This is a genomic window from Leptolyngbya sp. FACHB-541, from assembly GCF_014695875.1.
In the GTDB taxonomy this organism is placed as follows: Bacteria; Cyanobacteriota; Cyanobacteriia; order Elainellales; family Elainellaceae; genus JAAUTN01.
Genome location: NZ_JACJPC010000096.1, coordinates 14,063 through 36,422, shown reverse-complemented (window position 1 = coordinate 36,422; position 22,360 = coordinate 14,063). Strand labels below are relative to the sequence as shown.

Genomic DNA, 22,360 nt, shown 5'->3' with positions numbered 1-22,360 from the left:
GAACGAGCAAATTCCATCAAGCAGACGCAACCCAACCTTGCCGGATCGCTTCATGGAGTGCCTGAACGCGAGTATTGGCATTGAGTTTGGTAATTAGATTGTTGATATGGAATTTGACGGTGCGTTCACTGATGTAGAGTTTGTTGGCAATGTCGCGATCGCGCAAACCCTGCGCCAACAACATTAAAATTTCCTGTTCTCGTCCCGAAAGAAACTGTTTATCTGAGTGATCCGCATCAACGCCCCAGGTTTCACCTTGACTGACCGCTTCTACAGCCGCTTGCAGTTGCTCAGGTGAAATGGACAAGTCAACTCTAGCCTTGACATTTGGCGGAGTGGGTTGGGTACCTGTAGCAATCCAAATAGCGGCAGGGTGAGAGGTCGCTCGCGCAGGTTGGTCAGTCAACAGCGGAATGGATGCATCCAGATCAGGACAAACGGTTAGCCCTGCCAGATAGGCCATTTGGGTCAGGGCAATCTGTAACAACGGTGATTGACAACACACTCCAACGGCTGATTGACTGGATGGAGAGCGATTTGGAGTTTTTAGGAATAACTCAGTCACTCCTGGTCTTTCTCCTTTGCGGATTTGCAGCATTCCACCCAGGCAAGTAAATGCAAAGGCAAACTCTTCAAATACTGAGGCAATGGGTTGGGCTGGACAAGCGGAATTGTGGGGCGATCGCGGAATGACTGCCTCCAAACTCACAGTTTCGTCCACCGCATAGGTGAGACGGCAGTAAGCACAGCCCAAAGTGCGTAAACGTTCAGCCACTTGCAGAAGTAGATAGGCGATCGCTGGAGTAAGCTGCTGTTCCGTCCCCATTAAGATAAACCGGGCATCTTGCAGCAAGTTTGCCAGTTGCTCAGAGAGTGGACTTTGACTAAGCGGTGTGCTGGAGTGACTGAGGCTTTGCCAATTTTGCTTTTCCCGCTGATAGAGCAAGGCATTTTCGAGCGCAACGGCAATGGGCGTGCAAAGCAGTTGCAGCACTTCGATAAATTCAGCGGGCATAGGCTGATAGCTAAATGCTGCTAAAACGCCAATAACTCGCCCGTTAATCACCAAAGGATATCCAGCAAATCCGCAAATGCCTTTGGCGATCGCCCATTCTCGATCTTTCACCCAGGTTTCTTCTGCCAACCGATTGCTGAGAAAGGGAATGCAGTTTTGAGCAATTTTGCCGATTTTGAATGCTCCCATTGGCACACGAGCAAAAGAACCATCGGTGCGAGGATAAAGCCCTGCCGAGGCAATCATTCGCAACGATTGACGGTCTGGCTCAACGATCCAGATGCGGGCAAAGGCGCAGCCAAACTTTTCAACCAGACCTGCTGTAGCTTTTTGGGCGATCGCCTCAGGAGCCAGACAACTGGCAAAGCTCTCCACAATCTGGTTGACTTGTTGCAAATCAAAAAGCAGCCGAGTTGAGTCTAGCAGCACAGAGGGAGCAGGATTGCAGAACGGGGGTTAGGGGTTAGGGGTTGAGCAATGATGAATAACTGAGCGGCCAAGGACAGTTTCTTCCAGTCCTTGCGTTCTACCGAAAACTTCCCCGATTCCTAGCCATTATTGAGCAATCTGTCAGGGCGAAAAGTGACCTGTAGTACAGCTTGAAGAGTTAGGAAGATATGAGTTGACCCATCCGACTAACAGGGCGAACGGCTGTTTGCCCCTACAGCAACCTCCTTACACAATCCCTAACCCCTAATCCCCAATCCCCACTTACCGAATCGCTGCCTGCAACACCGCGTAACCGCTGCGACTCAGGTGCAGTCCATCGGTGGTCAATTCGCGCCGCAAAATGCCATCTGATCCGATGAATTCGGGCTGTAAGTCTAGATAGTTGACGTTTTCCTGGTGAGCGATCGCCGCTATGTTCTGATTCAGACGATAAATTCGCTCAGTGGGCAGGGCTGCGAGACGAGTCGGCAGAATGGAGTGAACGATCACCTGGGCGTGGGGATGGTTTTGCCGAAGCTGCCGCATGATTTGCCGCAGGTTATTGAGCACGGTTGCATCCGTTGCCCCTTGTCGCAGGTCATTGATGCCTGCCATAACGTGAATGGTGTCGGGTCGAGCCTGAGAAAATGCCGATAGTCGCCTGAGAATGCCTGCAGTAGTGTCACCAGAAATGCCTTGATTAAGCCAGAGGCGATCGCCAGATAGCTGCTCTGGCGGATACCACAACAGCAAAGAATCTCCCACCAATACGGTCAACCGATTGCTTCCCTGCCCGTAGGCGATCGCCCGTGCTTCTTGCCCTAGCAGGCTAGTCCACTGCTCATAAGTCGGCTGCCGGGTGGCATTAATCCAACTTTCATAAAAGCTATCTACTGGTAATCGAGTGTAGGTTCTACCTGCGCTCAAGGCAGCTAACCGCTGCTGATAAAGTTGGCTCCCAGAGCTAGGGCGTCGTCCAGTACGAAGGGACTGAGTCTGTGGCGTTTCTGGAATCAGCTCTGGCGCTATCGGAACGGGGTAAGGAAACTGGGGTAAGGGTGGAGCCGACTCTGGCAGAAATCGCAGCGGGGAGTAGGCTCGCGTCAAGGGTCGCGCTGATACGGAGCGGCTAAATTCAGGCTGATGTGCTTCTGTAACCGCGATCGTGCCTTTGGTCAGGGTGGGCTGGCAGTTGGGAGAGGGGGCGGTTCCTGCGGAGTTGCGCGGAGCGCTAATGGCCTCCTCAAAGTCGAGCGGTTGCGGCAGTTCAGGGGTTCCCGGAAGCTGTCCCTGATTCAACAAGCTAACAGCCAACAGGCAAAGATCACTCATGGGTAGGCTACTCCACTGTCCACTTTTCTTTTGACAGCGATCGCCACCCCAATCAGGAAATTTTTTAAAGCAGTTCTGACTATTTCAGACTTTCTCCCACCGACAGAGATAAATCAATTGCTTAGGCTTGTGGCTGTAGTAAAAGGATTCGTTTTGAAGAGAAGCGATCGCCTTTTCCCACTACGTTTCATCACTTCATCACTTTTGATTAATAGCCGGAGTTGAACTTTATGAAGAATGGATTATCTAAGTTTAGAACTGCTGCAATCACAGCCACATTATCGATTGCGATCGCAGTAATTCCTAAAGCAGAAGCTTCTACCTTGATTCAGAAGGAGCTGTTTTTTGGACGCAACATTGCGAATGGTGAGCAGGTTTCGGAAGAAGAATTTCAAGCTTTTGTGGATTCCGTCATCACCCCTCTTTTCCCAGAAGGGCTAACTGTTTTTGATTCTGAAGGACAATTTTTGAGCAGCACAGGAACCCTGATTGAAGAACCCTCTAAAGTTGTGACTCTGTTTGTTGAAGATACGGCTGAAACTGAAGCTGAAATCAACCAAATCGTGACTGCCTACACGAAGCAATTTGATCAGGAAAGCGTACTACAAACAACTAATGAGGATGAACTTAAAGTTGGATTTGGAACAGGTGAAAACTTGATTGACAATGATTCAGTACCAGAGTTTATCCAAGCAGATCTGTTTTTTGGGCGCAACATACCGGATGGTGGTGAGGTATCTGAAGCGCAATTCGAGACTTTTTTAGATGAAGTGATTACCCCTCGTTTCCCGGCTGGCTTAACCGTGTTTGAGGCAGAGGGACAGTTTCAGGATAGCACCGGCACCATCATCGAAGAACAGTCAAAAGTTGTCCGATTACTGTTAGGCGATACGGTAGAAAATGAAGCAGCGATCGACGAAATTATTAATGCTTACATTCAACGATTCAATCAAGAAAGCATTTTGTTAGCAGTTAACGAAGACATCGCGGTTGGCTTTGGCGCAGGTGAGAACGCCATTGACAATGATCCCATTCCCGAACTGATTCAAACAGACTTATTTTTTGGGCGCAACATTCCCGGTGGTGGCGAGGTATCTGAAGCGCAATTCCAAGCCTTTTTAGATGAAGTGATTACCGCTCGTTTTCCGGCTGGCTTGACAGTATTTGAAGCAGATGGGCAATTTCAAGACAGTACCGGCACCATTATTGAGGAACGGTCAAAAGTTGTCCGGTTACTGTTGGACGACACGGTGGAAAGTGAGGCGGCAATTGACGAAATCATTACCGCCTATACCCAACGATTTAATCAAGAAAGTGTTTTGATCGTGGTTGACGAAGATATCGAGGTTGCTTTTGATGCCGAATCCCCGACCGATGTGCCTGAACCTGGGGCGGAATTAGGACTATTGGCGATCGCCCTTCTGGGTACTGGAACCTTGCTGAAAAACAGAACCCACACTCTATCCCTGAAACGCTGAAGAAGCCATACAATAGTCATCTCGTTAGGATGACAACTGAGCAAGGACGCTTTGTGGTGAATGCAACCAAACCCCATCCGCAATCCTCTTTGAATGTGTGGCAGCGGCGACGCAATTCATTTGCCTGGAGGTATGCCTGGACGTACCTGGCGCTGGGGGCGATCGCCATCGTTATGCTATTGCCGCTGGTCTGGCTCACTAGTACAGCCTTCAAAGCCCCAACGGAAGACATTTTCCAATTTCCGCCCCGGTTTCTGCCTAGCCAGCCAACCTTGCAAAACTTTGTCACCGTCTGGCAAACCAATCCGTTTGGGCGCTATTTGTTTAACAGCACTCTGGTGGCGATCCTGACCGTGGGGCTAAATCTGCTGCTCTGTTCGCTGGCAGCTTACCCGCTGGCCCGACTGGAGTTTCGGGGGCGCGACCTGATCTTTAGCCTGGTCGTCTCAACCATCCTGATTCCGTTTCAGGTTGTGATGATTCCGCTATTTATCCTGATCGTGCAGCTTGGCTTGCGAAATACCTATCTAGGGCTGATTTTTCCGGCGATCGCCTCTGCCTTTGGCATCTTCCTGCTGCGACAAGCCTTTCAAGGCGTACCCAAAGAACTGGAAGAAGCCGCTCGAATCGATGGCTGCTCTGAATTGGGCATCTGGTGGTTTGTCATGCTGCCCTCGATTCGTCCAGCGCTGGTGACGCTAGCAATCTTCGTGTTTATCGGTTCCTGGAGTGATTTCCTATGGCCCCTGATCATCCTCGACCAACAGGAATATTACACGCTACCGCTGGGAGTTGCCAAGCTAGCAGGCGCGTTCTCGCTCGACTGGCGCTTGATTGCAGCGGGTTCAGTCATTTCAATTGCGCCAATCTTGCTGTTTTTTGTGCTGATGCAAAACTACATCGTTCCGACTGAGACAGCCAGTGGGGTAAAAGGTTGACCTGAATGTGCCACTTTAATCCAGGTGAATGGACACTGGAGAAATCGTCACATGGGTCAGCCAAATCAACTTAAAGCTCAAACACACTGAACTTAGCGTTTAACTGTCCTTTTGCCTCGCGGTCCCTAGCTGTGGGGCAATTTTATTTTTAAATTACTGTCCAAATCTACTGTCCAACATTCTTCTTAGATTGCCGATTCAAGTAATTCAGAAGACGCTTAAAGCTAACATCACGTCGGAATACCTAAAGGAGATTGAGAAATATTGCGGTTTATACGGCAGTTGCCATATTTTGTAGGTTAAGTTGGCAGGAATTGTAGGCGCAATGTGCAAGTCACGCACCGTCACGTCCTTGCTGTTATACAAGTCGCGAACATCTGCCAAAGCCTTCCATTATTCTGAAGGCATTGGATGCTCTAGAGGTGGTGAATGAAAATTGTCTGGGAGCCAAGTGTATATATCGGCAACGCACCCGTCTTCTGCACAATCTGCGGTCGTCGAGCCTACCCACTTCGAACTAGGGGCAATCAGCTTTTGCTGGCAGTCATTTACGATCGCCAGGACGTTGTTAAAGGCGAAGCTTGCCGAGATTGCGTTGCATCCGGTCCATCCGGCATCAAGGCTCGACTGCAAGAGCGAATTCAGGCACTTCAAGCTCAAATGTCTGAACTTCAAGAAATGACCCAGGAAGACATGCAAACTCCTTCCCTAGAGCAAGAGTTTCAGGTTCACCGTCAAGAACTGCCTTGAACTAGAAGCTTGAACTAGAAATAGGATGGATTGAGCCTGTTCAAGTTCCAGGAAGCTTTTACCGTTTGCGGGTGGTGAAGACGGTCGTAAACATCATCAAGAATGCAGCAATAACCAGGGCGATCGCCAATCCCCCTATTGTTAAACTCATCCAGTCGGTTTCCATAACGCTTTTAGTAACGGTACTACGCTAAGAATATCAGCATCGAAGGTTGGGTTGAGGCACAAAATCTAGTGCCTTGGGGGTTGCAGTGCGCTAACCCGTTCTACGAGTCAGGGGAGTTGTCATGCTCAAAACACTTAAGCGTGGAGGCAGTCCCCCACGCTTAAGTGTTTTCAGATTTGAAAATGTTTGGAAGATCTGATTTGTTACCTTGCCCGTCGGCAATGGTTCTCCTAGAAATCACCCAGTCTTAAGGAGAAGGCACGAATAGGCGATCGGGAACGAAGTAGATGAAGTTGCTGAGCAGTACAGCGATCACAACCAGCGTAATGGTTGCTAATACGGGAGCGAGAGAAAGATAACGAAGTAAACCCTTTGTTCCGTCCATTTAAGCTTCTCCAGTTTGTCAAAAGGATCAGACAACTAAACCTAGCAAGAAGCTCTCAAAATTTAATCTGGCTTAAGGCTGAGAAAATGCTGTCTTCAGGTAGAAGGCGAAGGTCTGCTGGCAAAGAAACTACCGCGAGGTTTGGCTCGTCTATAGCTGGCGTAGGCGATCGCCCCCAGATTGGTACACAGACACATTGCCCCTAAGCCAAACAAGATAAAAGTCTGCATCATTACCACGCCGATGATTAGCCAGGTCATGACGTGCAGCACCATCACCAGCGCACAGAGGCTGGCGATCGCCGCCATCAGCCATACCTGCCTCAGAGGGCGACGAAACCACAACAGCAGCAGAGTTTGTGAGGTCGCCAGCAGATTGGCTGGAACCAGAACTGCACAGATAGCAACACAGTTAGTGCGTGAAAATTCAAACAGTGGATTCAGATCAATCATTCATTAAAAAGACTAGAGTTTCACCTAGCATAGCCGCTGGCGATCGCCTTCATCGAAAGTCAAAGCTTCTCTTCTTATTTCGCTAAAACCTTTATCTACGAAGCTTCAAGGCTAACCTCAAACTTCATCATGTTCCCCCTGAACCGCAGGTATGTCTAAAAAACGTTAAGAGCAGGCTCCGTCATGGGTAGTCTATGGGATGTGGATGAGGTGACATTGAAATTGCTGCCCTAGAAGATAAGCATTTAGCTAAAAACTAAACCTACCGCATCCGCAGGGTAGGCTTAGTGACCTGCAATCTCTTAAGAATTGCCGATTCGTGCAGAAATTCAACAGAATGAAGGCTAAAGTGGGCACATAGCCGCTAATCAGGGAATCATCTGACTCAATACACTTGAAACTCAGCCTTTATCTTTGAACCCAAAGGGTAAAACGTCAGTGATAAGCGCGATCGCAGGCTCTACAGTAAAAGTCGGGATACTCCATTCTCTCGCTGGCCCTTGGGCAATCGGTGAAATTGCGCTGAAAGATGCAGAGATGATGGCGATCACCGAAATCAATCAATCTGGCGGAGTATTGGGCAAACAAATCGAGCCGATTGTTGCCGACGGTGCATCGGAACCCGTAATTTTTGAGCAACAGACCCGCAAGCTGATTGAACAGGATCAGGTCGTCACCATCTTTGGCTGCTGGACTTCTACGGTTCGTAAGTTCATCGTGCCAACTCTGGAGCGCTTAAACGCCCTACTCTGGTATCCCGTTCAGTATGAAGGGCTGGAGTGTTCTAAAAGCATCTTCTATACTGCCGTTTGTCCCAATCAGCAGATCGAGCCAGCCGTTCAGTGGCTCCTGCAAAACAAGGGCAAGCGGTTTTACCTAGTGGGGTCGGACATCGTCTTTTCTCGTACCGCTAGTAAAATCATTCGGGCAAGACTAAAGCAGCAGGGCGGCACCGTCCTAGGAGAAGATTACGTTCCAGTCGGCGGCATGGACTTCAGGCAAATCATCGCCAACATCAAGCGAACCAAGCCTGATGTCGTCTTTAGCACGGTTAACACTGACAGCAACCTGGGATTTTATCCGCAATACCGCGAAGCAGGAATCGATGCTGAAGATATTCCCATTCTGGCCGTAAGCGTCACCGAAGAAGAAATTCAACAGCTTGGGGTGGAGTCAGCAGTTGGTCATTACGCCGCGCATAGCTACTTTCAGAGCCTGAAAAACCTCAGAAATCAAACCTTCGTAAAAAACTTCAAGGCAACTTACGGGGCAGATCGAGTCACAAGCGACTCAGTTGAGTCAGCGTATGTTCAGGTTTATCTATGGAAACAGGCTGTCGAGCAGGCGCAGTCATTTGAGGTCGATCACGTCCGGCTAGCGGCTTATGGTCAAGCAATGCAAACTCCTGGTGGCATGGTGCGAGTGGAGCAAAACCATCACCTCTGGAAACCCTGCCGCATTGGCAAGGTACGACCAAATGGACAGTTTGACCTGGTGCAGGTAGATGACGAACTGATCAAACCGCAGCCCTGGCTGGGCATGGATGACGTTAAGTTTGATGCCTCCACGCTAGTCACAGATATGTTGGCAGAGGCAGCTCAAGCGATTTTGTATAACTGTCAGCTTGAGCAAAAATCACGGGAACTGATCGAGGCAAACGATCGCCTGCAAAAGTTAACCCAACGCGCAGAGCTATTCAAGCGCAGTTTGTCTAGTCAGATCCGCAATTCTCTAGAGTTAGATACCATTCTGACTACCGCAGTCACTGAGATCCGTAACCTACTGCAAATCGATCGCTGCAAATTTCTCTGGTACTTACCCAACACTGACCCTGCTCGATTTGATCTGAGCCACGAAGCCTGCGACCAAGACTTGCTGCCCAATCTGGCTCATTATCCAGTAAGGGATAGTGAGGTTTTAAGAGAAGTCATTTTGCGCTCCAGCATTTTGCAGGTTGATGATGTTGCAACTACGACTCGGCTTGATGCAACGGGTCGGAGCCAGCTTGCCAACTTAGGCTTTAAGTCGCTTTTAACAGTCGTCGTGCAAACCCGGTCGGGTCGGTTGGGTGTAATTGTGTGTGAGCATGTCAAGCAGGCTCGTCCTTGGCGCGACCATGAAGTGGAACTGCTGCGAGATGTGGCGGATCAGTTGGCGATCGCCATTGACCAAGCAGAACTTTATTCTCAGACTCGTACCGCCGCACTTCAAGCACAGATTCAGGCACAGCAGCTTCAGCAAGCGCTGTATGACCTCCAGGCAACTCAGGCGCAGCTTGTACAAACCGAAAAAATGTCTAGCCTAGGGCAGCTCGTAGCTGGAATTGCCCACGAAATCAACAACCCCGTCAGCTTCATTTACGGCAATATTGACCACGCTAGCGACTACACACAAGATTTGCTCAACCTGGTTAAGCTTTACCGACAGCACTATCCCAACCCAGTACCCGAAATTCAAACTGAAGTAGAAACAATCGATTTCGATTTTCTCGTCACAGATTTGCCTAAAATCTTGACCTCTATGCGGGTTGGGTCAGAGCGCATTCGGCAAATCGTGCTATCTCTTCGCAGCTTTTCTCGCCTAGACGAAGCCGAAATGAAGCCCGTCGATATTCACGAAGGCATTGACAATACTCTTCTAATTTTGCAAAACCGTCTAAGAACTGATGCAAAATCGGCAGGCATTAAAATTATTAAACGCTACGATGACCTGCCGCTGATTGACTGCTATGCCGGACAGATGAATCAGGTGTTTATGAATCTGCTGGTGAATGCGATTGATGCACTAGAAATGGTCGGAGAATGTGCTGAAGTCTATCAGCGCTCCACGACTGCCGAATATTCCTCACCTGCGATCGAAATTCAGACACAAATGCATGATCCAGACTGGGTCTCTATTCGCATTGCCGACAACGGACCAGGCATTCCAGAAATCTTTCAGCAACGATTGTTTGACCCCTTCTTTACAACTAAACCAATTGGCAAAGGAACGGGACTCGGTTTAGCAATCAGCCACCGGATTGTGATCGAGAAACATCAAGGACGGCTCTATTATTCGTCTAATCCAGGGAGAGGAACCGAATTCTTCATTGAGATCCCGGTTAGACAGCTCAAGGATAAGGAGAATATGTCGCTAACAGCTGAGCTAAGCGACAGAAGATAACTTTAGATATTAGCAAGCCTCCGAAAGGGCGTAGCCTTCGCTAAACAACCTCTTAGCTCAAGGGAAGGTCTTCGCCCGAATGCTGCGCCCCTACGTTGAACCTTTTTCTCGCCCCTGGATAGTTAACCCAGTCAAGCAGCTTTCTAGTGGTCAGGTAGTTTTGGTAGATGAAGGACAGGGCTGCTACAACACCGTTTATTTAATAAGCAATTCACCTACGACTGTTTATCCATTAAATCGGATACCACCGCAACCAATTCTTCTGGGTCAAATGGTTTTGCAAGATATCTTTGAAATCCTGCTGCGAAGGTCTCATATTGAGCAATTCCCGTGACTGCTGCGGTAATGGCGATCGCAAGGACACTTCCGCCGTGTTCGGCATCAAGACTTCTTACCTTACGAATGAGAGAATAGCCATCTTCATCTGGCATTGCAATATCACTAATTAATACATCAGGATGCAGACTTGCCACTGCTTCCAAACCCGCTGGTGCCGAGTTAACAGAGGTTACTTCAATGCCATACAAGTTGAGCATGAGCGTCAATAATTCACAGGTATCCCGGTCATCATCGACCAACAATACCTTCAACCCATTCGTCATCAACTTGGAATTAAGCATAGGTCTACTCGCTCTTCGCTTTCCACCTTCTGAGGTGTAGCTATTATAAAAAGTTTGTAGATTCAGTATTTAAAAAGACAGAATTCTTTAGCTGACCGTTAAGTTTCTTTTCTAAGGAAACTTGCTTGTGGGAAATCTTACCTCTATCTAAAGTTAGAGAGGGAAACCAGTATCTTCAATACTTCATTTCACTTTTCTGCAAGCAAGACAGCAATAAACATCCACTGACTTCGCTGATTCGTACAGCCACTCTGGATTAAACCTGTAACACCTGCACTCACTTGAACTCCTATTATCAACTTAAGCGAATGGATGGGGGAGCTTCTCCAAACCCACCAGGACAAAAGCTTTTAAGGAGTTCAAGGAGTTATGGATGTATTATCAGAAGTTTTGGAGTCTGTACAACTCATCGATCGCCCAGGAAATGAGCGAGATTATGGAGAATCTGGCGCGACTGGAGCAGCAAGTTCAGCAGCAGATCTTGTCTACCCAGGTGAGTCAGAACCGTTATCCCATGTCAGCCAATTTAGACCAGAAGTGAAAGCTCGGACTGCGTTGACTGCGCTGCCAGAAGTGGTGAGAACCCCAGAGGCGATCGCCGCTATGCAAGGACCACCAGAGGTTGCCAGCAAGCAAATGTCAAATGTCTGGATCTATGACGGTGAGGTTTATGACTTATCAGATTTTGTTAAACAACATCCTGGTGGTGAGTTTTTTATTGGACGGTTAAGAAACCGAGATATCACCACATTGGTGAATGTGTTGCATCGCAACCCAGCAAAAGTCAAGAAAGTCCTAAAGAAGTACGCTCTCGGTAGAAAAGCCACTCCTGATGACTTTCACCCCAAATACAATGCTCCACCTTTTCTGTTTCGAGATGGATTTGACGGCTGGCGAGATACACCTCAATTTGACTTTCACAAAGATGACCAGTTGCTCAACAGAATCAGAACGCGGCTGAATCAACCAGAGATGAAAGCCAAAATTGCCAGAGTGGATACCCTTTTTGATATCACGACTGTTGTTTTGACGATCGCCTACATTCTGGTGCAGGTATTGCGTCTAACCGCTCCACAGTTCATGCCAGTGTACCTGTTTGCACCCATCATGATGGCGTTAAGAATTTCTCTGGCAGGTGCAGGACACTATCTGATTCACCGGGCCCAGGTTGGTTTCAACAAGTTTTTCTCTCATGTTTTTGATATCAACTACGTGCCTATGGCGTTTGTGGTAATTGATGGTCACACATTGATGCACCATCCCCATACCCAGAGTGAAGTCGATGTCAAACGCAATGTGTTCACCGCAATGATGGATCTGCCGCGCTATTACCGGATTCCGTTACACACGCTGCATAAGTTGGGACATGTGTTTCCAGGGATGTTTGTTCGCAGTTTTGAGATGTGTTCCTATGCGGTCAAGCATGGTGTAAAGGACTTTTACGGCTCCTGGCAACGAGGACTGCCTCACTATCTGGGGATGTTGGTAATGCGGTTTTTGCTGCTGGGTGAACTGGTGCTGTTTTGGATGCAGGGTGATCTGAATGCATGGCTGATTCAGTTTTGTCTCACTCTTTGGATTAGCACCTTCATGATTGTCGCTAGTCACGATTTTGAGGAAGAGGAGTCTACTGCGGATTTGAGCCAGGGTCAGGATTGGGCAACTTTTCAGATCAAGAATTCCTATGACCTGACGATGATTGGCAACAAATATGTGGACTGTTTTCTGTCGGCTGGATTGAGCCCGCATCGAGTCCATCATGTCTTGCCTTTCCAAAGAAGTGGGTTTGCCAACATTGCCAGTGAAGCAATTGTTCGGGATGAAGCAGAAAAGATGGGAATTGAGTGGTTGCAGCCTAAGAATTTCTTTGGCGATCGCCTCCCCATCATGGCAAAACACTATCTGTTCAGTCCGTCTCGTTTGGCAAAAGAGAACAATTTGAATGTATTGGCAGAACATGTGAATCCTCAAGCTTTACGAACTTCTGTGCACTACATCATCAAAGGTGTAATTGGTATCGGTTCAATCTAGTCCTAAACCGCTAAATGTGAGTAATTGAAAGTTCAAATGCGAAAGCAATCAGCCCAGAAATGTGATGCCAAATCCGTCTATAGAGTAGCGGTATCGGTAGGGGCGAAGCATTCGGTCACAATCCCTGCCACTGAAGCACAATTCTTTTGCCGAATGCTTCGCCCCTACACCCAATAGTGCTTCTTTACAAAACGGATTTCGTGTGAGTTCAAGATTACGTGTTAGTGAGTGATTCATTTTTAACCAGGAGTAAATGTCATGAGTGCCGCCACTATCCAAGTTAACCCCGTTTCCACAAATTCTTTTGCCAATACCACTTTTGCACCAAATATGGTGAGTTTAAGGCAAGTCTTACCCACCATTGAAAGCATTGCAACCGGAACACCAGAACACACTATCCGGCAATCCGATGCAGCTCAGTTGGTCGCTCAACTGCCTAACCTAGAGCAAAACCGATCGCTAATTGAAAAGCTCTATCACAATACTCGGATTGATACTCGGCATCTGGCAATTAATTTGCTGTCAAAGGATGCGATCGCCACACTCAACGCTAGCAGCATCAAAGACCGGATGCGACTCTATCAAGAACACGCAGTTCCTCTAGCAGAGCGGGTTGCAGAACGGGCGATCGCCGCCGCTTCAGCCCCAAAAGTAAACCTTCCTGGATACACAACCGTTGATATCAGGAGTAACATTCGTCAGATTGTGTTTGTTTCTAGCACGGGATTTGTGGCACCGGGAGTAGATGCAGCTTTGATTGAGCGGTTGGGTCTGCGGCGAGACATTGCGCGAGTAACAATCAATTTCATGGGCTGTGCCGCTGCCATGAATGGGCTGCGAGTTGCCTCTGACTATGTGAGAGCAAATCCGACGCACAAGTCCCTCGTTGTTTGTCTGGAGCTCAGTTCTATCAATGCTGTCTTTGAAGACGACCTGAATGACGTGATCATTCACAGCATTTTTGGAGATGGATGTGCTGCCGTAGTGATTGGTGCTTGCACGGAAGCAGAATGCTTAGGACAGGGGCATGTTGTTATCCGCGATCACTTGAGCTATTTGGCAGAAAACACTCAAGACGGAATTGCTCTAGGTATTCAAGATAGCGGCATTACCTGCAAACTTTCGCGTCAATTACCTGACTACATTGAGACCGGAGTGGGTGGAATTATTGAACGGTATTTGGCAGATCACCAGTTGACCAAGCAAGACATTAATCTGTGGGCAGTGCATCCTGGTGGAACTCGGATTATTCAGAAGGTGCAACGATCGCTTGACCTAACCGATGATCAGGTGGCTGACAGTTGGGAAGTCTTACGGCAGTATGGCAACATGTTGAGTCCTTCTGTGCTGTTTGTGATGGAGCGAATGCTAAATCGATTGGAGCAGTTTCGCTATCCTGAAAGCGCTTTTCATACCCCAATTGACCCCGGTACGGGATGGCAAGATACAGCGCAACAGTCATTAACAGGGCTTGCCTTTTCATTTTCACCGGGTGTTGGGGTAGAAGGCATTTTGTTTCAAACGCTCTAGACAACGATTTCGGTAAAGCTTTTGTAGAGGACAGCGTGAGATGAAATTTATCCAATTTTTGCTAAAGACATCGTGGCTCAACATTGCGATTGCTGCGGTTGCGGGTTTGGTGAGTGGGGGAGTTAATGCAAAGCTAATCTGGCTAATTAATCAGGCAGTCGGTCAAGCTGCTGTTTCTCACTCACTGCTTTACTTTTTGGGGCTGGTAACGGCAACCCTTTTGACCAGTACTTTTTCTCAGTTTATGCTAATCAGCCTTTCCCAAAATGCAATTTATCAGCTGCGGCTGCGGCTGAGTGAAAACATTCTAGCTGCACCCCTGCAACATCTGGAAATGCTGGGCAGTAATCGACTACTGGCGACTCTCACAGATGATGTACGCGTTCTCTCTCACACGGTTTCTGTCATTCCTAATGTCTGCACCGACCTCGCTACTATTGTCGGCTGTTTAACTTATCTAGTTTGGCTTTCAAGCGATGTGTTTATTGTCATTTTTGCTATTACGGCGATCGCCGTTTGGTGTACTCACTCCACGTTAGGCAAAGCCCAACAACTGTTTGCGATCGCTCGTGAAGAAGAGGATCATTTGTTCAAGCACTTTCAGGCGATTGCCACTGGCACCAAAGAATTAAAACTGCATCGATCGCGCCGAGAAGAGTTTTTGACAGAGGAGCTACAGGGCAGTGCTGCCACGATGCGGCAGAAAAACATTGCGGCAATGAGAATCTTTGCACTAGCAGACGGTTTAGGGCAGTTCTCTCTCTTCGCCATCCTCGGTTTCACCCTGTTTATCTTGCCTCGATTCGTTGAAACATCGCCTGCAATGCTGGCATCCTATGCGCTCACGACCACTTATCTAGCAATTCCAATTCAAAATTTGCTGCACCGACTGCCTGACTTCTTGCGCGGCAATGTGGCGCTGCGGAAAATTGAACGGATGAAATTAGCCCTGGCTCAGGAAGCCGAACTCGATATCCCCGCAACTCACAGAATTACACCTCAAAACGTGAGTCAGCACTGTCAGATTGAGCTTGAGCAGGTGATGTACACCTATCATCCTGACGGAGATGAACATGGGTTTACTCTGGGCCCTGTCAGCCTGTCTTTGCAGCCCGGACAAGTGACTTATCTGGTTGGCGGCAACGGTAGCGGTAAATCGACTTTAGCTAAACTGATTACGGGATTGTATCCGCCGATGTCGGGTAAGGTTTCAATTGATGGCGTGGCGATCGCTGACCACAACCGAGAATGGTATCGACAGCATTTCTCCGCTATCTTTTCAGATTTTCACCTGTTCGAGCGCTGTTTAGGATGCGATCGCCCTAATCTGGATCATGAAGCAAAACATTACCTGAAGCAGTTGCAGCTAGACCATAAAGTAAGTGTGAGGAATGGCGTATTTTCAACAATTCATCTCTCTCAAGGACAACGAAAGCGGCTTGCACTTCTAACTGCGTATTTAGAAGATCGTCCCATCTACTTATTTGACGAATGGGCTTCTGACCAAGATCCGCTGTTTAGAGAGCTATTTTATCGAGAAATTCTTGTCCGGCTAAAAGAGCAAGGCAAAACCATTCTGGTGATTACTCATGACGATCGCTACTTCCACTTAGCTGACCAAATCATTAAGCTAGAGTATGGTCAAACTGAGTCTCAACCATCGATGACAGTGGGTACTAGAGGCTAGACGCTTTATACAAATCTTAGGTTATGGCTTCTCAAATTCAAGCTTTGCTGATTTTCGATCACAGCGATTAGCTCCTGTTGTCCGCCTTCTGTGTGGTAAATTCCCAGTCCTCTACTGTTCGTTGAAGGAGCTGCCCCAATGCGGTAATCATCAGCTTCCCCATGCAGATAAATTCTATCTCCTTGACTGAGGTTGAAGTCTTTAATCAAAGCGTAATCTCTAAGTCCTGGGTCGTTTGCTTTGCCATCGTTGTAGAAGACGTGAGATTTATCTCCTAACTGAAAACGGTCAGCACCTTTGCCTCCAATTAAGATATCTCTCTCGTTTCGTCCTGGAGTTGAGCTTCTTGTTTCTGCCCCTACCAAGACATCATTTCCTCGCCCTCCATCCAAAAAGTCATTTCCCTCGCCACCCCGCAACACATCTGCATTTTTCGGCATTGTTCGAGCGTTTGTAGTGCTTTTACCAGTGCCAGTCGGTCGCTGTTTGACAGGGGTAAACTGAATGTAGTCGAATCGAGCAAACTCTCCTTTATCCAATCGAGCCGAAATTTCAAAGCGATCGCCTGTCTTGAGCGCGACGGACGAGTGAGTGGTAACCACTGCTTTAGCATCGTGCATAGCAGAGTCAGAGAGCAGGTCTTTATCAAGCTTGAAGTTCTTACGCTGACCCGCAACGGTAACTGTAGCGGAGGATTGACCATCGTTTTCGTCGTAGTAGCCAACTCGGACTTGATAAGTGCCTGCTGCACCTCGAAACACACCGCTAGCACTCCCAGAGGTTTCGCCAGTGCTGCGTAGGGAAATATAGCTTTTTGCGGATGCTTGGGAGTTATCCAAGGACTCAACTTTGTAGTTGTTGAGGCTCATTTGCTCTGCTTCATAACGCAGGGTTCTAAAGGGTGTGGGGGACGATGAGGGTTGGGAAGGAGCTGTAGGAGGCTGGGTAGGAGATTGGGGCGCGATCGCCACTCTCACTACTGCTGTAGCGGATGTACCGTTACCCGTGTTGATTTGATAGGTAAAACTATCTCGCCCTGTAATGTTGTTTTTGGGTGTGTAGAGAACGAAGTCGTCGGAGGTATTTTGTAGGGTACCATTGTTGTTGATTTGAATACGACCGCGTGTGGGACGGTTAGCAATATTGAGAGTGAAGGGGCGATCGTTTGGGAGGGAGTCGTTTTCCAGGAGATTGATGCGAACTGGGATGTTTTGACGTGTGGTAGCGGAGTCCGCTCTGGCGATTAGAGAAGGCGTATTAGGAAGAGGCGTGCTGTCTGGATCTGGAATAATCGGGTTGGGATTGCCCACAACAGGATTGTTATTTGGTCCAGTGTTGTTAATGTTGCTGCCCACGTCTGTCAGATCGTTGGGGGTCGGGTCAACTAGGCTGACGTTTGCCGTGACATTCACATCGGTGGAGTCATTTGGATTTTTGGGAGGCCATTGAATGTTGCCGCCGCGATCGCTAAACTGAGTTCCCGTATGATTCTTGATGTCCCAGTTATTTCCGCCATTGTTTGCAACATTATCAACGAACACAGAATCCTTAACAGTCGTGGACGAGCCACCACCCCAGAGCCCTCCACCTTGAAAACCAGCGTAGTTATCAGAAACGAGAGTATTAACAATATCGACAGGATTAGAGCCATTGGCTAGGGTGATTGCTCCTCCCAGACCTTCTTTCTGATCAGCGCTCTCAGCCCGATTACCCGAAAAGGTACTGTCAATGATGGTGCCTAGAGACTTTTCTCCTACCCATAAGCCACCACCCTGGTCAAGCGCCTGATTATTTGTAAATGTAGTGTTTTTAATTGTAAATTCAGCATTGCCGAGTCGAAGACCACCGCCAAGAGCATCTCCCTTCGCATCTTCAACGACCTTATTCTTCGTGATAATTGTGTTTTCAACGATTACCTTGTCTGGAGGATAAGCAAATAGAAAAAGTCCTCCTCCTTGTCCAGCCCCAGTATTACTTTCAAATCGACTATCGCGAATTGTAATGACACCCCCTTGAGGTCCGGGTGTAGCATTCGGTCCAGAGGCATTGGCTCCATCGGTGTAAATGGCACCTCCATACCCTTTGGTATGAAGGCCCAACGGACCACCTGCGGTTGAGTCATTATTGAGAAAAGTGGAGTTTTCAACCGTGAGTCCGCTTAAAAGACTGTTGATTGCACCACCATTAGTTCCCTTGTTATTGGTAAACTGGCTGTTCTTAACAGTGAGACTGCTTTTGCTCTTGACTGCAATAGCACCGCCACCTCGTTCCCCTTGACCTGATGTGCCATCATTGCCATTAAATGTGCTGTTGAGAATAGTATTGGTGCTGTTGTAACCTGCCCAGATAGCACCGCCACCCTCACCAAAAGAAGCATTATTTTGAAAGGTGCTATTTTCGACAATCAGTTGACCACCGCCAGCGGTGCGGATAGCACCTCCGGCACCTGCTTCTCCCGTACCATTGGCTCTTCCATTGATCAGGGTGAGATTTCGCAGTGTAAAACTTGAACTGGATGCGGTTACATCAAAGATTCGACTGGTGTTATTACCACTAATCTTTACACCTGCAGCACCTGAACCATCAATGGTCAAACCTTTGTTGATTTCAAGCTGCCCGCTGGTGAGGGTAATCGTTTGCCCTGCCAAAGTAGAGCTAAATTTAATGGTATCTCCAGACTGTGCGTTGGCGATCGCCTCTCTCAGAGAACCTGCTCCACTATTGGCGATGCTTGTAACAGTAATAATAGCCATGTTGTTTCTCTCATGAATCATCAACCGGTAAGCACCCTATAACCTCTCAAACCCTATGCAAACTTAAAGCTATTGCTGCTCAAGCTAAGTTGCACCTCTTCTACCACGGCAATTAATTCATCTCGTTCACCCGTGGTGTGGAAGATACTTGTTCCTGTGCCCACTCTCGGAGGGGCTGCTCCTAATCGATAGTCCTCTGCTTTGCCGTGTAGGTAAATTTTGTCCCCTTCACTGGCATTGAAGTCCTGAATTCGAGCATAATCTCCTACCCCAGCCCTGTCAGACCTGCCGTCGTTATAGTAAATCTTGGACTGATCGCCCAAGTAGAAGCGGTCTGCGCCTTCTCCACCCACCAGGTCATCCTTCTCGTTGCGTCCTGGATTTGGATCTCTGGCATCTACTCCAATCAGCACATCGTTTCCTGCCTTTCCGTCAAGGGAATCACTGCCCTTGCCACCGTACAGTTTGTTGGGAGCGCTGGAGCCAATCAGAGTGTCGTTGCTCGCTCGACCTTGAATCACTGTTCTGGATGTCTCAGTGCGTCCAGTTACAGGTCTGCTCCTTTGATTTACAGGAACAAACTCGATATAGTCGAATCGAGCGAACTCTCCTTTATCTAATCGAGCCGAAATCTCAAAGCGATCGCCTGTTTTCAAGGTGACAGCAGAATGAGTCGTGACTACGGCTTTAGCATCGTGCATGGCAGAGTCAGAGAGCAGGTCTTTGTCGAGCTTGAAGTTCTTACGCTGACCTGCAACGGTCACGCTGGCAGAAGACTGACCATCGTTTTCATCGTAGTAGCCGACTCGGACTTGATAAGTACCTGCTGTACCTCGAAACACACCGTTAGCACTCCCCGAGGTTTCGCCAGTGCTGCGGAGTGAGATGTAGCGGTCTGCTGATGCCCGGGAGCCGTCCAGTCCCTCCACCTTATAGGTGTTGAGGTTCATCTGCTCTGCTTCATAGCGGAGTGTTTTGAGCGCAGGAGTGGGAGCTGAAGGGGGTCGAGGGTTGGGGGTTGGAGTCGGGGCCGCAGGAGGTTGAGGTATCGCAGAAGTTTTGGAACCGATCGTTACTCTCACAACACCTGTATTAGAAGCAGCACCGTCACCCGTGTTGATTTGATAGGTGAAAGAGTCTTTACCTATGGCATTGTTCTTGGGTGTGTAGATGATGAAGTCATCAGTTACATTTCCAGGTGTATTGTTGTCGTACACCTCAACCTTGCCCTGAGTAGGACGTTTGGAGATATTTAAGGTAAGAGGGCGATCGCTTCCTACAGAATCATTAGAGAGCGGATCAATCCGAATTGGAGTATTTTTTGCTGTGGAGATAGTATCTGCTCTGGCAACAAGAGGTAAAGGAGTGCCAGGAGTTGTCGGAGTTCCACCTGTACCGGGAGTTGTCGGAGTTCCACCGGTGCCAGGAGTTACTGGATCGGTAGGAGTCGTTGGAGTTCCGCCCGTACCAGGAGTTGTGGGAGTTCCACCGGTACCAGGAGTTGTGGGAGTTCCACCGGTGCCAGGAGTTACTGGATCGGTAGGCGTTGGAGTTCCACCGGTGCCAGGAGTTACTGGATCGGTAGGCGTTGGAGTTCCACCGGTGCCGGGAGTTACTGGATCGGTAGGAGTCGTTGGAGTTCCACCGGTACCAGGAATTGTCGGAGTTCCACCTGTGCCAGAGGCAACTCCTATTCCGTTGGTGTTTAAGTCACTTGCGGTGGGTTGAGCTATGGTGATTCGAGCCGTTGCGTTGTAATCATTCCAGTTGTTGGTACGCTTTGGTGGCCACTGAGTATTTCCACCTTTGTCAGTTAATTCACTGCTGGTGTGTTGCTGAATGCCCCAGTTGTTGGTGCCGTTGTCAGCCGTGTTGTTGTAAAAGACAGTGTCTTTTACCGTAACGGGAAACTTATCACTAGCAGAAATACCACCGCCAACCCAGCCTGCTTTGTTGTTAAGAATTTTGGTATCTACAATATCGGTAGGACTGTAGAGAGCCATCGCTCCGCCTACATTGCTGTAGGTTGTCCCCAGAGTTTTGTTGCCTGAGAAAAGACTGCCGTTGATGGTAGTCGGGGAATCCATTGTCCAAAGTCCACCCCCTTGACCAGCGGCAGTATTGTCTGTAAAGGCAGTATCACGGATGGTCAGACCCTTGTTAAGCCCGTTGCTCATCACCACCAATCCACCGCCATTGCCACCATTGCCGCCATTGGGTAGTGCCAAGACCTCATTTTTCTTGAAATCGGTAGACTCGATAGTGACTTTGTCTTGAGTGCCGGTGTAAAGATAGGCAGCTCCGCCTTCACCTCGTCCCTTATTTCCCTCAAATACGCTGTTTTTGATTTGAATCGTGCCAGATGCCTCATTTGTAGAACTGGCGCGATCGGTATAAATAGCACCGCCATAGCCACGCAGGAAGGGATTTCCTTTGCCTGTATCATACCGGGCAGAGGTCGTATCATTGTTAACAAATTTAGAGTTTTCAATGGTGAGTTTACCGTTGAGGCTGTTGATGGCTCCACCATTGATGCCACGGTTGTTAGTAAACTCACTATTTCTGACAATGAAGTTGCCGGGACTAAGGAAAGCGATCGCCCCCGCCCCTCTTTCATCATTGCCTTGAGTCGCTTGATTCCGGTCAAATTTGCTATTGGTGACCGTTAGATCGGTTTCCCATTCGGTGTAGATTGCGCCACCGCCCTTGTCAGCAACATTATTATTAAAGCGAACATTTTCTACGGTGACATTGCCTTTATGAGCCGCAAGAATGCCACCACCTCGTTCGGCCGTGTAAGCATCGGTAAGCGTCAGGTTCTTGACGGTTAAACTGGTTGGAAAATCTTGATTAGAGTTGACGTAGAAAACGCGGGAAGTCTTGTTGCCGCTGATCGTTAACCCTGCTGCACCAGCACCATCAATGGTTAAATTTTTGCCAGGGCTAATTTCGAGCTGGCTTCTGAGTGTAATTTTTTGCCCTGCCAAGTTGGAGGCAAACTTGATGGTATCTCCTGCTTTAGCGTTGGCAATCGCCTGTCTTAACGAACCTGCACCGTCATTTGCGGTACTGCTAACCGTGAGAACAGCCATGATTTTCCTCTTGAGTAACATCAACTGGCAGATGTCCTGAGTTACTCACCGTTGGATCAGATGTTTCAGACTGGAGCAGGCATGAATATTTTTGCAGTGCTAAATGCTTTTGCACTACTGATCTTTTGGGGTTTATCTACTAGTAATTGCCAACCCAGTAATTACTGTGATTAAAATTTAAAAGCCCTGGTTATCCTATCTTGATGTATCTCAATACATCTTTTGCGGTAGTAAAATCAGGGGTTTAACTGTATGTTCCTTTTAAGTAAGCTACTGAATGGTTGACAGTCGAAATAACAAACAGAATTCGGTAGATTCCCAAACGTTTTAGTACAAGGACGTTGAATTGCTTGATAAGTTCCACACTTTTAGCAATTTTCAAACATGGTTTCTCAAGAAAATTTCTTAGAAGAAGTTTTTTGGGAGAAACTCATTTCTGGCATTGCTCCATTTAAGTTAACGCCATTTGGTGAGTTAATGACTCACTTTACAAAGTCTTTAATTAGTTTCAGCTTCAAAAGGTACAGTTTTAACCGTGGA

General features: G+C 48.1%; 14 protein-coding genes. 7 read left to right on the top strand and 7 right to left on the bottom strand.

Annotation, left to right across the window (positions count from 1 at the left end; translation table 11 throughout):
• Window positions 1-16: 16 nt before the first annotated feature.
• Together H6G00_RS19655 and H6G00_RS19650 are read right to left on the bottom strand one after the other, a co-directional pair.
• Window positions 17-1,444 (bottom strand): LuxR C-terminal-related transcriptional regulator, encoded by a 1,428-nt coding sequence (locus H6G00_RS19655; protein WP_347278205.1) that lies wholly within the window; start codon window positions 1,442-1,444, stop codon window positions 17-19.
• A gap of 282 nt (window positions 1,445-1,726) precedes the next feature.
• Window positions 1,727-2,776, bottom strand: coding sequence for a GDSL-type esterase/lipase family protein (locus H6G00_RS19650; RefSeq protein ID WP_190798034.1), 1,050 nt, complete (start codon window positions 2,774-2,776; stop codon window positions 1,727-1,729).
• A 230-nt stretch (window positions 2,777-3,006) separates the two neighbouring features.
• On the opposite strand from H6G00_RS19650, the gene H6G00_RS19645 reads away from it, so the two are divergent.
• The 3 genes from H6G00_RS19645 (at window position 3,007) to H6G00_RS19635 (ending at window position 5,942) form a co-directional block, all read left to right on the top strand.
• Entirely contained in the window at window positions 3,007-4,254 is a 1,248-nt protein-coding gene (locus H6G00_RS19645) for a DUF3574 domain-containing protein (RefSeq protein ID WP_190798033.1), read from the top strand.
• Window positions 4,255-4,427: 173 nt separating this feature from the next.
• A complete protein-coding gene (locus H6G00_RS19640) occupies window positions 4,428-5,192 on the top strand; it encodes a carbohydrate ABC transporter permease (RefSeq protein ID WP_242042385.1) in 765 nt (254 codons plus the stop codon).
• Window positions 5,193-5,621: 429 nt separating this feature from the next.
• The gene (locus H6G00_RS19635; RefSeq protein WP_190641039.1) at window positions 5,622-5,942 is read left to right on the top strand and encodes a hypothetical protein; all 321 of its coding nucleotides are present in this window, start codon (window positions 5,622-5,624) and stop codon (window positions 5,940-5,942) included.
• 413 nt (window positions 5,943-6,355) lie between these two features.
• Here H6G00_RS19635 and H6G00_RS19630 read toward each other — a convergent pair whose 3' ends face one another.
• Window positions 6,356-6,493 (bottom strand): photosystem I reaction center subunit IX, encoded by a 138-nt coding sequence (locus tag H6G00_RS19630; RefSeq protein ID WP_190690553.1) that lies wholly within the window; start codon window positions 6,491-6,493, stop codon window positions 6,356-6,358.
• A 95-nt stretch (window positions 6,494-6,588) separates the two neighbouring features.
• Window positions 6,589-6,945: a hypothetical protein gene (locus tag H6G00_RS19625; RefSeq protein WP_199314346.1), complete on the bottom strand. Its 357-nt coding sequence runs from the start codon at window positions 6,943-6,945 to the stop codon at window positions 6,589-6,591.
• 438 nt (window positions 6,946-7,383) lie between these two features.
• On the opposite strand from H6G00_RS19625, the gene H6G00_RS19620 reads away from it, so the two are divergent.
• Entirely contained in the window at window positions 7,384-10,107 is a 2,724-nt protein-coding gene (locus H6G00_RS19620) for a transporter substrate-binding protein (protein ID WP_199318602.1), read from the top strand.
• Between the two features lie 215 nt (window positions 10,108-10,322).
• Here the strand turns inward: H6G00_RS19620 and H6G00_RS19615 are convergent, their stop codons facing one another.
• Window positions 10,323-10,727: a response regulator gene (locus H6G00_RS19615; protein ID WP_190690551.1), complete on the bottom strand. Its 405-nt coding sequence runs from the start codon at window positions 10,725-10,727 to the stop codon at window positions 10,323-10,325.
• Between the two features lie 369 nt (window positions 10,728-11,096).
• Here H6G00_RS19615 and H6G00_RS19610 point away from each other — a divergent pair, with 369 nt between their 5' ends.
• The 3 genes from H6G00_RS19610 to H6G00_RS19600 all read left to right on the top strand — a co-directional run bounded on the left by H6G00_RS19610 (window position 11,097) and on the right by H6G00_RS19600 (window position 15,975).
• Complete coding sequence (locus H6G00_RS19610; RefSeq protein ID WP_199318601.1) at window positions 11,097-12,758, top strand: cytochrome b5-like heme/steroid binding domain-containing protein; 1,662 nt, start codon at window positions 11,097-11,099, stop codon at window positions 12,756-12,758.
• Between the two features lie 258 nt (window positions 12,759-13,016).
• Window positions 13,017-14,288, top strand: a complete 1,272-nt coding sequence (locus H6G00_RS19605) for a 3-oxoacyl-[acyl-carrier-protein] synthase III C-terminal domain-containing protein (protein ID WP_242042383.1) — start codon at window positions 13,017-13,019, stop codon at window positions 14,286-14,288.
• 40 nt (window positions 14,289-14,328) lie between these two features.
• On the top strand, window positions 14,329-15,975 hold the full coding sequence (locus H6G00_RS19600; RefSeq protein ID WP_190798031.1) for a cyclic peptide export ABC transporter: 1,647 nt from the start codon (window positions 14,329-14,331) through the stop codon (window positions 15,973-15,975).
• A gap of 5 nt (window positions 15,976-15,980) precedes the next feature.
• Here H6G00_RS19600 and H6G00_RS19595 read toward each other — a convergent pair whose 3' ends face one another.
• Window positions 15,981-18,728 carry an Ig-like domain-containing protein gene (locus tag H6G00_RS19595; RefSeq protein WP_190798030.1) on the bottom strand — a complete coding sequence of 916 codons (2,748 nt, stop codon included), beginning with the start codon at window positions 18,726-18,728 and terminating at the stop codon, window positions 15,981-15,983.
• A gap of 53 nt (window positions 18,729-18,781) precedes the next feature.
• On the bottom strand, window positions 18,782-21,820 hold the full coding sequence (locus tag H6G00_RS19590; RefSeq protein ID WP_190798029.1) for an Ig-like domain-containing protein: 3,039 nt from the start codon (window positions 21,818-21,820) through the stop codon (window positions 18,782-18,784).
• Between the last annotated feature and the right edge of the window lie 540 nt (window positions 21,821-22,360).

Coding starts and splice junctions, on each gene's coding strand:
- H6G00_RS19650 (WP_190798034.1), bottom strand. CDS start 2,776: ATGAGTGATCTTTGCCTGTTGGCTGTTAGCTTGTTGAATCAGGGACAG.
- H6G00_RS19645 (WP_190798033.1), top strand. CDS start 3,007: ATGAAGAATGGATTATCTAAGTTTAGAACTGCTGCAATCACAGCCACA.
- H6G00_RS19640 (WP_242042385.1), top strand. CDS start 4,428: ATGCTATTGCCGCTGGTCTGGCTCACTAGTACAGCCTTCAAAGCCCCA.
- H6G00_RS19635 (WP_190641039.1), top strand. CDS start 5,622: ATGAAAATTGTCTGGGAGCCAAGTGTATATATCGGCAACGCACCCGTC.
- H6G00_RS19630 (WP_190690553.1), bottom strand. CDS start 6,493: ATGGACGGAACAAAGGGTTTACTTCGTTATCTTTCTCTCGCTCCCGTA.
- H6G00_RS19625 (WP_199314346.1), bottom strand. CDS start 6,945: ATGATTGATCTGAATCCACTGTTTGAATTTTCACGCACTAACTGTGTT.
- H6G00_RS19615 (WP_190690551.1), bottom strand. CDS start 10,727: ATGCTTAATTCCAAGTTGATGACGAATGGGTTGAAGGTATTGTTGGTC.
- H6G00_RS19610 (WP_199318601.1), top strand. CDS start 11,097: ATGGATGTATTATCAGAAGTTTTGGAGTCTGTACAACTCATCGATCGC.
- H6G00_RS19605 (WP_242042383.1), top strand. CDS start 13,017: ATGAGTGCCGCCACTATCCAAGTTAACCCCGTTTCCACAAATTCTTTT.
- H6G00_RS19600 (WP_190798031.1), top strand. CDS start 14,329: ATGAAATTTATCCAATTTTTGCTAAAGACATCGTGGCTCAACATTGCG.
- H6G00_RS19595 (WP_190798030.1), bottom strand. CDS start 18,728: ATGGCTATTATTACTGTTACAAGCATCGCCAATAGTGGAGCAGGTTCT.
- H6G00_RS19590 (WP_190798029.1), bottom strand. CDS start 21,820: ATGGCTGTTCTCACGGTTAGCAGTACCGCAAATGACGGTGCAGGTTCG.